Genomic DNA, 12,956 nt, shown 5'->3' with positions numbered 1-12,956 from the left:
AATCAGCTACCTTAACTCCGCCAATGCTATGTTGAGTAGGGTAATCAGCCAAGTTAATATTAGAACCGAAAGCACCCAGTCCTAAGATGGATAATGATAGTGCAGATACTTTTAAAAGTTTTTTCATATTTTCACCAGCTTTACCATATTTTTAAGTTAAATAGATTGTATCAAGAGTTAAGTAGATTAGCAATCTCACTTTCCATAATACTTAGTAATTTTGTCTTTTTCTCCAATTTTAACAGGTGAAGGCACTCGTCTAAATAGTGTTTTCCTTTTTCAACTTCCCCCAGTTGAACGTAGTTATGTCCAATTTGGTAATGAAATTCATTTAAGAGATAAAGCAGCTCTTCGTTAAAGCAGAGATTTAGTCCTTTATAACAATAAGAAAGAGATTCTTCATACATATCTAATTTTGTATACGCTTGAGATAAGCCAAATAAAATCCTTAATTTCCCTTTCATATTTAAAATGTGTGGGAGATTTTCTATATTATTTAAGGCCTCAAGAAAAATGGTCACGGCACTTCGATAATTTTTAATTTCATAAAAAATAATCCCAATACTTGTGAGAATTTCAATTTCCCTTTCAGAAAGAGATACACGTTTTGGATTTGTTATTGCGATGGCCTTACTCAAAGTATCAAAAGCATTATCAGCATTCCTATTCAAATAGTAGTAACAAATTCCCTGATGCCACATCAAATATTGCTTTAAGGATTTTTGAGTAAATAAGGGGCTGTCTTCTTCTTGTTGAATGATATTGCTGATTGCTTCGTAATTACGATCTCTTTTAAACTTTTCTATTAGTTGAATAACTGCATTTGGGTAATGGACAGTTGTCTTGGAAGCGATATCGAAAAAATAGGTTAGCTCCATATCGAGCTTTTTCGAGAATTTATAGAGCACATCTATGGTGGGGTAGGATCGTTCTTTTTCGAATGAGATTAATTCTTCTACTGTGCAGATTCCTTCGGCTAATTCCTCTACCGTTAAGTTTTTGTATTGCCGAAAGGATTGGAGGATTTCTCCAAATAAATATTTCTCTAGCTTCATATAAATCCCTCATTTCAACAATCTCTAATTCAATAGTAACATATTCCTTGTCTCTTTTTACAGGGAAAGGTGACCTAAATTTCGAAAATTCAATAGTATTCGATAATTTTATTTTTAAAGCGGCCGATTATTGAATTAGTATTTACTATCGTAATATAGTTATTAATTATACAACAGACTTATGGATCTGTAAGTATTTCTCAAGGTCGGTTTCTCCATGGATAAAATGCTAGATTCAATACTATCCATTGAAAGACCGTTACTATAACCCCAATTTGATCATATATTGGATATTGGTCAAAATACCTTAGAATAAAGAATTGCAGCGGCAAAAGACAGAGGGAGAAAAGCAGCAAATTTCGATTTGGTTTTATCCATAAAGGATATAAGTAGGATCGTTGAGTCCGTATATCCCGGATCATCCATCGGATAGATAAGCCTAAAAAGAGAAGATCGAAAGGAAAAATGGTTTTTCCTACCGGTATGTCCGTTCCTAATGTGTCCCCCCGAAAATGAACAGTTTCTGAGGAGAAAAACCACGAGCCTGATTCAGTGACCAACAGGATAAACCACAGCAATAATAACCAATGAAATGGCTTGCGGGCGCCTCTCCATCCGAGAAAAATGACTGTAATCAGCAATGCGGTGAAAATCAGCAGGAGCCAATAGTGCCCGGTGATTCCGCTGCCTCCTATTCCAAGCCAGCCTGACCATGTATAGGAGCGGCCATCGAATAGCCCCCGAATCACTGGCAGCCAGAAAGTAATTCCGCTGACCATTACATATGCAAGAATAACGTGCAAAAGCCAATCTGGTTTCCATTTCATGCTGATCCCCCCTAATAAATTGTATTAATCTTATTGATTTTCATGCCTTCTAAACGCGTTTCTTAGAAAAATTGGAAAAAGGATTGATACAGGGAAACCTTTTTCTGAAACATTAGTAATATATTATTTGAAATATTTGTCATTTTATCGAATAGGAATGAATATGGAGAGATACCTTTTGGCGGGAAGCGGCAGTTTTGGGGGAGGCCATTCGCGCTTAAAAAGATGACAAAACGGAATTGGCTGACAACTTGCTTAAATTGGCTGATAAACCTTCATAATTGGCTGACAAACTACCAAATCTGGCTGATAAACATGCATAATTGGCTGATAAACTATCGAATCTGGCTGACAAATAAAAAAGGTCCATTCATTTAGAGGAATTCACAACAAAATATCGAATTAATAACTTCAAATACGAGAGAGGAGTGTCATATTGATTAAAAAAGAGAGAAAAAAGCCGATCACATTACGAAAATTAGAGGCTTTGGATAGGAGAATACTGCCTGCTCATCCCAAAAAGCAATTAATAGCGGAAGATTTGGCAAAAAAGAAAGCGGGTTTTCGCGGGGAGCAGGCGCTTGATTATCATTTAACCTTCCTGCCGTCTGAAAACTACTACATTTTCCACGGTTTAAGATTACAGGATCATAAAATGCGTTTTTTCCAAATAGATACCTTAATCCTTACCCTGAAATTCCATTTAATCCTCGAAACAAAAAACTTCTCAGGGACCTTGTTTTTCGACCAGGAATTCCATCAATTATTGCGCACCAATCAAAACGAAAGTAAAGCCTATTCTGATCCGATCACCCAAGCAAATAGACAGACCCGTCAACTTCGATTGTGGTTAAATAGTCATCGGTTTCCATCCGCTCCAATCATTCCATTTGTAGTCATCAGTTCTCCATCGACCACGATACAAACGAATCCGCAATATTCCAACCTGCTGAGAAATGTAATCCACTCAGCTGCACTTCCCTTTAAAGTTGAAGAGATTGAGAAAAAACACAAATCGAACCTCTTAACCAAAAAAGAGCTAAATGCCATTTTCCGGCTGCTATTAAAAAAACATGTACCCTTTAATCAGGATATTCTGGCCAAGTTCCAAATTGGAAAAGAGGAGATTGTGACTGGAGTATATTGCAATAGCTGTTTGTCATTCTCCATGCGAAGAGAATGGGGGACTTGGAAATGCACGAGATGTAACCAGGCAGATCCCACTGCCCATCTGCAAGCACTTGAAGATTACGCGTTATTGTTTGGACCAACTATTACAAATATGGAACTAAGAACATTTCTGGGAATCGAATCAGAGTCAGTGACTAGGAAAATTTTAACCTCAGTTTGTCCTGAATCTTTTGGAGAAAAAAAGAATAGAGGATATATGATTCCGATGTGGCTGGATTGACTAGCAGTTTTGGCTTCATCCTTATGAATGGGCTGCGCACCGCATAATTGGCGATAAACTACATGAATGGTTTGTGCGCTGCAGAATTGGCTGATAAACTGCATGAATGGGTTGCGCGCCACCGAATTGGCTGACAAACTATCAAATTTGGCTGATAAACCACTTAAATTGGCTGACAAACCTCCTAAATTAGCTGACAAATCTACTAAATCTCCCTCAGAGGAGATTTTTTAATAGCATATTTGAGAAATTTCACTAGATTTCTTAGAAAAATTTGATAAAAAGCACTCTTCCAATGAAAAATAGCACTCTTTAAGAAAAAAACCAGGGTTAAAAATGCATTTTACCCAAAATGGAGAGTGTCACCACGGGGACAGGCTCCTTGCCACAATTCAACTACGATAAAAAGACAAAACCCCCACTGTAATCAAAACAGAAGGGGCAAAAATATTTTAATCCGAATTACCCAGCAAATACCGGAGCCACATATGGCATTGTTTTTGCCAGAAGCCAAACTAGTATAAGGACAACTGGTGCGTGGAAGATTAATTGCAAAATAGAATATCCTGCGAGATCTCTTGCTTTAACTCCCAATACACCTAATAAAGGCAGCATAAAGAATGGGTTGACCATGTTAGGAAGTGCTTCGGATGCATTATATACCTGCACAATCCAGGCCATGCTGACATTTAATTCTTTTGCGGCTTCAAGCAGGTACGGCGCTTCTACGATCCATTTTCCCCCGCCTGAAGGGAGGAAAAGCCCTAAAATGGCTGAATATACGCCGGCAATGAACGGAAATGAATTTTCTGTTGAAATGGAAAGAAAGAATTTTACTAAAACATCATTCAGTCCAGAGTTCATTAAGATTCCGAAAATCCCAGCATAAAGTGGAAATTGTATGAGTACCCCACCAATAGCAGGCACTGAATTAGAAACTGAGTTCAAGAAGTTTCTAGGTGTCCAGTGCAAAAGCAATCCTATCATTAATAACATAAAGTTATAGTTATTAAGATTCAGTGCAGCAATCGGTCCCGTTTTCGAAATGACGTGAATGATATAAACTGAACCAATCGCAACTAATATTAAATTTAAGATTGGGCTGTATTCAAACCACTCTCCAGGGCGCTCAGCTTTCTTCTTCGTCTCATCAAGATTTCCTATTCTGCCATAATCAATTCCCGCCATTTCGGCAGTTTTCGCTTTGTCTTTACCCGGGGCAGACACATACGCAATCCAAACGGATAAAACAATGAGAACGACAATCATGACTAAATTTTGCCAGGTAAAAATGGTTTCTGACATGGAAATCGTCCCACTAATTTCGTATAAAGCAGGAGGAATCGATGCTTTCGTTGCCATCAATAAGGCTGCAGAAGAGGAAAGGCCCAATGCCCAAACGCTTCCAAGTCCAAGGAATCCCGCGGCGCCCATTGCCCGGTAATCGACACCTTTTACTCGTTTACTAATCTCTTTTATTAGAATTCCGCTAAAAATCATGCTAAAACCCCAGCTTAAGAGAGACGTAAACATGGAAAAGAAGGCGACAAAGGCTACTGCTCCCTTTGTTGATTTAGGGATTTCAGCAAGCTTAGCGATAAGTTTATGAACCGGTTTAGAAGAAGCGACCACATAACCTGTAATAATTATAAAGGCCATTTGCATAGTAAAAGGGATTAAATCCCAATAGTGTGTTCCAAAATCAACTCCAATTTCGACAGGAGTCCTTCCCATTAATAAGGCAATAATAGCGATCAAAACGACTGCAATTGCAGCGAAAATATAGGCATCTGGGAACCACCTCTCACTCCAGTTTGCGAGTGAAAAGCCCATACGAGCTAAAAGCCCTTCTTGCTCTGTATTTACTTTATCTTTCTTCATCAAGAGTCACACCCTTCGTAAAAATTTTGACTATTTATTTTACCTTTCCACCTCTGATACAACTATAAACTTCGCTTTTGTCTTCTCCCTCATTAGACTGAAACCGCTTCCAAAACTTGCTTATACCATTACCCCCTATGATTGCCCCCATGGAAGATTTTACATTTTGTTTGAATATTAGTAAAATTCATAAATAGAATATACTTTATTCTAATTTCGAATAAAGGGAGAGAAGTAGTATCATGGAACTTCGTGACATCAAGTCTTTTATCGAAGTAGCCCATCATTCTTTAGTGAGGAATTTTTACTATGTATTCGCCATGAGCATCCTCTTGCTATTCGAGAATCGATTGCTTTATCGAAGAAATCCGACTACTCTATTGACTTCAAAGACGTTAAAGGTCTTCACTCCTTTGTAAAATATATCAGCATGGCCGCTGCTGGAGTAAGTTGATCCTCTTGAGAAAAGGGCTTAAATTATTGCCCTTCTGGGACATTGGCTGATAAACAGCATGAATTGGCTGATAAACCCCTATATTTGGCTGACAAATTACATGTAGGCTGCCAAGGCACTTCATTTGGCGGACAATCTACCCGAATTAGCAGACGAAACCTCATAAATTAGCTAAAAATTTACCTTAAAACCACCTAAACTGCCAATACTTCACCCAAACACACTTACAAAGCGTAATATGAAGTAATAACCATAGTTAAAAAAATGCCAAGAAAGGAACCCCCTCATGAATCCAATAATCATTGAAAATGCACCAGCGATTGTAAAAGTAAAACTGGATCCTATCCCTATCAATCTGCCACATGAAATCCGACAGCAGCATGAACTTTATTGGGAAAAACAAACGAAAACGAACCCCTCCTTACGCAACGGAGAAGTCTTTACGATTATGAATATCGAGCAAACAGAGGAAGAGCTTGTCGTTACGGTGGTTAAGACTGACTATAAACATTATCTATACACACTAAACCATGAAGACTGCGAGGAGCCATGCAAAGTCATTTATACGTGCGCCGCGGTCATAACGAGCGATAAAAAAATGGCCATTGGCCGAATGAATAAGACAACCTCTACACCTGTCCGCCTACAATTTCCAGGAGGAGGACTGGATGAATCGGACCTAGAAGATACAACATTTAATTTAGAGAAAAATATCAGCAAAGAAATTAAAGAAGAGCTCGGATTAGACATTCACTCACCATCCACTCGCTCTTTTATCCCGAAATACATAAAGCGTAAAGGTACACATGATTTTTGGGCAATTATTTATGAACTATCTGTTGAGTACACAGCCGCAGAGGTTCATGCCCGATTCCTTACTTATAATCATCATTTAATAGAAATGGGACAGCAGCCGGAGTTTGATGATCTTCTATTTGTTCCTATTGAAAAATCAGCTGTAGAAGCCTTCATCAAAAATGAGTCATCCCCGATGGTTGATTACCTAGCTCCGATTCTAGTGAAGTATACAGAATCATAGGGAAAAATATAACTATAATTCCATCCATAAATATACTAAAATAGGACTTAATACATAATGTCATTATCTGCCGTACGTGTTCGAATCTTCCAGTTACAACTGCGAACGGTGTTTGACAACAAGGGGGGAGCACCAATGGGGAATTTTAAAAAGTATGTTAGTTTTTTGCTAGTTTTATTGCTGTTGTCGAATGTGACTTCTGTTTCGGCAGCTGAACCAATCCAGGAAATACGAGATTTGATTAAGGAATATTACATAGAGGACGTGCCGGCATCGGTTTTATCCAAGCCGACTGCGAAGGAAATCACGGAGCATTTGGACCCTTATTCCGTCTATATGTCAGCTCAAGAGTTTAACCAATTTACGAATGGCATTGAGCAGCAGTTAGTGGGAGTTGGGATCGTTCTGGATGAGGATCCAAAGGGAGTCAAGATCATATCCGTGATCCAAAACGGTCCAGCTGATCGGGCTGGGTTGAAGGCAGGAGATATTATTATCGGTGCCAATGGAACGAGCTTAGCCGGACAATCCGTGCAAAAAGCCGTTTCGATTATCACGGGCGAAGCGGGTACTACTGTCACGCTGCAATATATTTCAGTCGACACAAATGAAAGGGTCACAAAGACGTTAACTAGAGAATTGATCAGGATTCCGAATGTCGAGTATCAAATGCTCGGAGGGGATATCGGTTATATTCGCCTTCACAGCTTCTCTCAAGAAGCAACAGAGGACATTACGAATGCCATTGGAAAATTACCGGGTGCAAAAGGATGGATTTTCGATCTTCGAAACAACGGAGGAGGCTATGTTTCCACGGCTCAGGAAGTAGCTGGCCTATTTCCTAACGTAACGAACGCCTTTCAACTGAGATACAAGAAAGAACGGCCTGAGGTTTACGCGGCTCTTCCGCAAAAGGTCAAGTTTACAATCCCAACGCATATTCTCATCAATGAATATAGCGCAAGTGCTTCTGAAATGGTCGCCGTCTCTGTCAAAGAACAAAAAGGGGCAACCTTATACGGACAAACTTCCTTTGGAAAAGGGTCCATGCAGTCCCTATTCCAACTAAGTGATAGCAGCACGTTAAAATTAACAACAGCACGATTCTTTTCACCGAAAGGGATTCCCGTTCATGAAGTAGGAGTCACTCCAAATATTGAAACGGCCGTGGGAGAGGAATTAATCGTCTCGCATAGAGATCAACTACTTGCGAAACACTCAACCTATCAAAAGCTGCCTACACTAAAGGATGTTCCGGTAACTAAAACATTTACCGTTCAAATGAACATGCAAATGGATTGGTCTAAATTAAATGCCGGAGACGTACAGCTTATTCAATTAGGCGGCAAGGAAGTACCGGTTGATGTGAAAATAGCGGATGATTATAAAATGACTATCACTCCGAAAGCGCATTTGCAATCAAAGGGGAAATATTTGCTCATGATCCATCCGAAATGGACAAGCAAAAGTGCGAAGCAAATGCAGAATGGAATTTATTTAGAGGTAACAGTTAAATAAGAAATAGCTATGTGAACCCGGGAGAAATCCTGGGTTTTCTAATGTTATTGAGAACAAGGAAGAGGGCCATTACCAAACTATATGTTCTTTAAAAAGAAAAAAATGTTCGTTTTCTATTTAAAATTCAGATTATTTATTGTATAATATAGAATATAATTCAATGGGCATGTTCAAGTTGCTTATTTTTTTAATCTAATTGTTCTATATAACGAATAAAAAAGGAGGACATCACATTGGTGCCAAGGTCTTCTCGACATAGGAGTAATAAGAGAAAACAAAGGAAAAGAATGTTTAAGGCTTTTTCGTCTAGTGTAGCTGTTTCATCCCTGATATTAGGAAGCGGGCATTTAGTATCGCCTACATACAGCGAGTTTAATTCAGTTAAAGAACAGGAAGTGGATATTTCTGCATGCTTTATTTTTCCTCAGACGATTGAGCAGATGCGAGATCGTACAGTTGTGCTTCAAGAGGAAGCGAAGGCCATATTGGACGAGGCCTTAGGAAAAGTGGCGGAACTGGACGTGGAGTCCATGAATAAGAAATTAGACAGCCTGAAGAAAGATGCTGAAACAGAAGCAGGAGATGAAACTGGGGAAGCAGATGTCGCCGCTCCATCCCAAGAATCTGGTTTGGATATGAATACAATCGATGGACTTCAGGGAGCTCAAGTACAATTAAAGGCAGACATTGCCGCTTTAGAAAACATAATGAACACTCTTCAAAACACCATTACTGCTAATGAGGAAGAAATAAAAGCGCTTGATGAAATCACCAAAGAGATTGATGAAATGGTGACACAATTGGAAGAAATCATTACAGAGGTTTTTCCTAAAGCCCGGGACCAAATTCAAGAAAAACTAGATGAAATAAATGAAATTATTGAATACATTCTTGAAATAAAAGATGTGGCCATCCAAGATTGTAAATTTGAGCCGCAGTTTTTTGAGGACATCTTACTGCAAATGAATACGGAAAAAGCAAAAACGGAAGAATTTATTAGCAATCTGGAAGAAAAGCTAGCTACTACCGGTGAGCAAATTATTCAGCTGAATAATAATGCTGTAGAACTGCAAACGGCCATGGAAGAACTTCGACAAGCGAATGTAGAGTTGTTAGCTTCAATAGAAAGTATTAAAGCGCAAATCGCAGCATTAAATGATCAAATCGCAGTAATTGACCAGCACATTGCCGACATGAAAGCATTGCAAGAGCAAAAGGACAGTTTATTTGCAGGAATGGGTGCACTTAAAGAATATCTGGAGAAGTCAACTGACTTATCAGAGGAGCAGATCCAGCTATTATTAGAAAAGTTAGCAGGTGTCGTCAAAGACATTGAAAAAATAACCCTTGATACCAAAGACATGTCCGCCATTGAAAAAGCAATACTTGAACTAGACCAAGAAATTAAACAAGAAGAAGAGAAAGCTAAATTGGAAAAAGAAAGGCTTGCAAAGGAAGAAGAGGAAAGGGAAAAAGCGCAGTTAGAGAAGGAAGCTAACGAAGCAGCTGAGGCAGAGCTTGATCAGGAGCAAGAAACTGGTGAAGGTGAAGATGAGGTAATAGAAGAGGAAGAGCCAGAGGACGAAGAAGCTGAAGAAGATGGAGAGGACAAGGAAGAGACTGCTGATAAAGATAAAGAAGGGCTAGAAGAAGGTAATGAAGGGGAAGACGGGAATGAAAACGAAGAGGAATCCGAAAAGGGTGATCAGGAGCTAGAGAAAGGAAAGGATCAAGAAAACAAAGATAACCCAGGTCAGGATAAGCCAGAAAAAGAAAATCCTGCAAAACCAGAGCAAGGCAATGATAACCAAGGCCAAAAACCTCAAGAGCCGAAGCCTGACAATAATTCAGAGAAGGTAGACCAAGGGAATAAAGAGCAGGCAAGAAAAGAAAACGCGAAACAACGGGAAAATGGGATTAACCTTCTATTAGGTCTGCTGGAAAGGCAAAAGTCAGGAAATGATGAAAGTACACCACAATTAAAAGACAATAATAAGGTAGAAATGAGAAATGAAGAAACGGAACATCCTGCAGTGGTGGAGGTCGCCCCAACGGCAACTCATAGTCCGGTTTAGGTTATTAAATAACATACAGCTCCGGTAGATGATCATAGCTACCGGAGTTTTTCTAGTTGGAGAGGATTAATAATAGGTTGAGGTTGGAAGGATTTAGTCACCCGGTATATTAAAAATAAAACAAAAAAAGCCAGCACCCTTAATCCGGGATACTGACAAAAGTTCGGCAGATAACTCTGCCCAGTTAGGTAAGCACTAGCCATTGGAACAATCCATTACTAGTGTCCATCTATAAGACGTTTTGACTATCAAAAAGGTTTCATTCAATCCGAAGAATTTTGAAAATATTTTCGTTTTGTTGGTTTGCTTGAGGTAAATCTTCACTTTCCTCATCTAATTCGGTAACTTCACTGTTAGACTCGGTTTCTGTCGAATCATGGGGATCATCACCCAGGACCGACTCTTGAGCCTTACCTTGTTCACCGGCAGCTTTATTTCCCTTTTTGAACTCACTAAAAAGCATTGGCCAGATAATCAGGTTAATGATAATGAGGGTAAAAATGAAAGTATTGATTAGAGCCTTTTTTGCCATTATGGGATCACGATCTCCTTTGTCTCTAGCACCTTATTGGATATGCTATACCCTTTGATCGTCAGGTTTTCGCCTTTTTTCAGGTCTGGTTTATAAAGGACGAACAGGTTATTTCCCTTATACTCAAATTCATTACTACCTGCCTTCACCTTTACCACCTGGTCGCTAACTTTAACTGAGATTTCAACAAAGTGTGAATGGCGTTTGGTCTGGGTACTCACCAACTTTGTATCTTTCTGGTTTGAATTTGGAGTAGTACTGGAACTAGGGTCACCTTTACTACTGTTTGTTGAAACCTGTCGATTGTCAGTTTTTGTCGGACTGATTGTCCCTTTATTGGTGCTCTCTTTTGTAACCAGCTTAAAAGGCAAAACCGTATGTTCATTCAAAAATGTACTCTTACCCGTTTTTACATTCCCTTTAATGTACAAATAATATTGAACGCCTTCCTTATAAGGAGTTTCCGGTGTAATCGTTACTTTGCTTTCATCAGCAGAGAGACGCAGTTTTGTCGTAAGCTTCTTCTGGCTATTATCTATAATATAGAAGTTTTGCTTCTTAACCGTTCCTTTGTTAACCGGTGCAGTAAAAGTTATGGACCAGCTCTTCAATGGATCCTTAATGGTCCGCTCATCTAATACAACCTGTTCAACCGAAGCTTGTCCTGTTAGAATTCCAGGAAATACGACAATAATAGCAACCATACTAATAAGAAGGAATGCTCTTCTCATTCTACCTGTCCTCAACCTGTACTTTAATATCCTGCATTAAGCTTTCAGATAGAAGGGTGGTGAACAATTTATCATTGGACAGGAGTTCATAGAAGGTGTAGCCCTTCCCAGCTGTTTGGTACTTAAAGGACTCCTTATAGGAGTTAATTATTTTGCCTTCTTCTGTAGCAAACTTGATTATTTTAGAGTCGATCGTTTTCTGATCTTTATTTTGAACGGTTACACGAACATCAAAGAAGTCAGGAACCTTTGAAAAACCAATATCGAACATCAATGTCCTTTGTGCTGATCCTTTCGTTTTTGGAGGCACTGGATCAGCAAACCCCTTTTGCAGGACTTTTCCATTCCTCATAATATCAACGTGTACCGTATCGACATCATCACTCTTCGTTGTAATATCAATATTCGTGATACCGCTAAAGGAAGTTTGGTCATCCTTCATTGCTCCGGGCTTCTTATGCATAATATTAATTTCATTTATATATCTCTCTGGTGCGAAGGCTTTAATTTGCCTAGGAGCATAGTCATCCAGTAAATTCGTCAGCCTTCTTTCGTTCACGACCATGAGTTCATAGAAATCAATGAAGTTCGTATGAAAGGAGTACGAAAGAGATTGATAATATGTCCCGTTTTGCAGCTCCACGGCTGGAGCATTCATTTGTACAAGGTATTCCTTATTGAAATCCATCATATTCTCTGGAATGATAATTAATGTTTTCCCATCTTTCCGCACATTTTTAATCGGAAAATCATAATAGGTGCCATTCGTTCTTTCATATAATCTTATATATTGTGAGGACACATTTACAATGTTGCTATTAAACTCGATTTTAATGTCTGTATCGATCGGAACATTCTGATCCCCAGCTGCAGGAATGGTTTTTTCGATTTGGGGATAAGTAGTGGCCCTGGCATGGTTGTGAAACGCGGGTCCTATAATAGATAGAAGTAAAATGATCATAACTCCCATCACCTTGGCTGTCTTCATTGTCATTAACCACCTTCATATGTAATGTTTCGTTAGTCTTACTATACAACGAAATTCGACATTTCTCTACCGAAAAAAAGGAAAAAGCCGCCATAATTGGCGGCTTTTCCTGAACGCTGAAGCGAAGGTTAGTACAAGCGTACTATACAAGTTAAAGAAAGCATCCATTTGGGAGAAAACCTTCTTAACCCTAGTGTACCAAATAATACGGAAAAATACATGAAAAATTTTCTAATTGAACCATTTTTTTATTTTATATGCAATTTTTTTTTGTTCTTGCATAGAATTAAAGGGTGTGCATTTAGGGAAAAAATATATTTACATTTTTCAAGTTTGAGAAATGTCTAGCTTCAGCGCCTACCCCCTCGAGGTCATAGGCCGATCCGCCAAGAAGGTTAAAGTACAACCTTCTCGACGGCTCGTCTTATGCTTGTCGGGGGTGGGC

At 39.0% G+C, this 12,956-nt stretch carries 11 protein-coding genes; 5 read left to right on the top strand and 6 right to left on the bottom strand.

What is annotated here, in order from left to right; genetic code table 11:
* Positions 1-170: 170 nt before the first annotated feature.
* Both V7149_RS04900 and V7149_RS04895 read right to left on the bottom strand, forming a co-directional pair.
* Positions 171-1,055, bottom strand: coding sequence for a helix-turn-helix domain-containing protein (locus tag V7149_RS04900; RefSeq protein ID WP_335344533.1), 885 nt, complete (start codon positions 1,053-1,055; stop codon positions 171-173).
* Between the two features lie 200 nt (positions 1,056-1,255).
* Complete coding sequence (locus V7149_RS04895; RefSeq protein ID WP_335344532.1) at positions 1,256-1,882, bottom strand: hypothetical protein; 627 nt, start codon at positions 1,880-1,882, stop codon at positions 1,256-1,258.
* A gap of 436 nt (positions 1,883-2,318) precedes the next feature.
* Here V7149_RS04895 and V7149_RS04890 point away from each other — a divergent pair, with 436 nt between their 5' ends.
* Positions 2,319-3,293: a nuclease-related domain-containing protein gene (locus V7149_RS04890; RefSeq protein WP_335344531.1), complete on the top strand. Its 975-nt coding sequence runs from the start codon at positions 2,319-2,321 to the stop codon at positions 3,291-3,293.
* A 462-nt stretch (positions 3,294-3,755) separates the two neighbouring features.
* On the opposite strand, the gene V7149_RS04885 is transcribed toward V7149_RS04890, so the two are convergent.
* A complete protein-coding gene (locus V7149_RS04885; RefSeq protein ID WP_335344530.1) occupies positions 3,756-5,174 on the bottom strand; it encodes a short-chain fatty acid transporter in 1,419 nt (472 codons plus the stop codon).
* Positions 5,175-5,416: 242 nt separating this feature from the next.
* Between V7149_RS04885 and V7149_RS04880 the strand changes: the two genes are divergently transcribed.
* The 4 genes from V7149_RS04880 to V7149_RS04865 all read left to right on the top strand — a co-directional run bounded on the left by V7149_RS04880 (position 5,417) and on the right by V7149_RS04865 (position 10,260).
* Complete coding sequence (locus V7149_RS04880; protein WP_335344529.1) at positions 5,417-5,593, top strand: hypothetical protein; 177 nt, start codon at positions 5,417-5,419, stop codon at positions 5,591-5,593.
* A gap of 321 nt (positions 5,594-5,914) precedes the next feature.
* The gene (locus V7149_RS04875) at positions 5,915-6,667 is read left to right on the top strand and encodes an NUDIX hydrolase (RefSeq protein ID WP_335344528.1); all 753 of its coding nucleotides are present in this window, start codon (positions 5,915-5,917) and stop codon (positions 6,665-6,667) included.
* Positions 6,668-6,802: 135 nt separating this feature from the next.
* Positions 6,803-8,185, top strand: coding sequence for a S41 family peptidase (locus tag V7149_RS04870; protein ID WP_335344527.1), 1,383 nt, complete (start codon positions 6,803-6,805; stop codon positions 8,183-8,185).
* A 233-nt stretch (positions 8,186-8,418) separates the two neighbouring features.
* Positions 8,419-10,260 (top strand): hypothetical protein, encoded by a 1,842-nt coding sequence (locus tag V7149_RS04865; protein WP_335344526.1) that lies wholly within the window; start codon positions 8,419-8,421, stop codon positions 10,258-10,260.
* A 259-nt stretch (positions 10,261-10,519) separates the two neighbouring features.
* On the opposite strand, the gene V7149_RS04860 is transcribed toward V7149_RS04865, so the two are convergent.
* The 3 genes from V7149_RS04860 to V7149_RS04850 are packed head-to-tail and all read right to left on the bottom strand — an operon-like array spanning position 10,520 to position 12,511.
* Complete coding sequence (locus V7149_RS04860; RefSeq protein ID WP_335344525.1) at positions 10,520-10,792, bottom strand: hypothetical protein; 273 nt, start codon at positions 10,790-10,792, stop codon at positions 10,520-10,522.
* Positions 10,792-11,523 (bottom strand): Ig-like domain-containing protein, encoded by a 732-nt coding sequence (locus V7149_RS04855; RefSeq protein WP_335344524.1) that lies wholly within the window; start codon positions 11,521-11,523, stop codon positions 10,792-10,794. Before V7149_RS04855 ends, V7149_RS04860 begins: the two co-directional genes overlap by 1 nt.
* 1 nt (position 11,524) lies before the next feature.
* Positions 11,525-12,511 carry an Ig-like domain-containing protein gene (locus V7149_RS04850; protein WP_335344523.1) on the bottom strand — a complete coding sequence of 329 codons (987 nt, stop codon included), beginning with the start codon at positions 12,509-12,511 and terminating at the stop codon, positions 11,525-11,527.
* Positions 12,512-12,956: the final 445 nt, after the last annotated feature.

The sequence above is a fragment of the Bacillus sp. JJ1503 genome, assembly GCF_036965125.1.
In the GTDB taxonomy this organism is placed as follows: Bacteria; Bacillota; Bacilli; order Bacillales; family Cytobacillaceae; genus Cytobacillus.
Note: the sequence above shows the minus strand (reverse complement) of the source record. Positions and strands in the feature narration are given on the sequence as shown.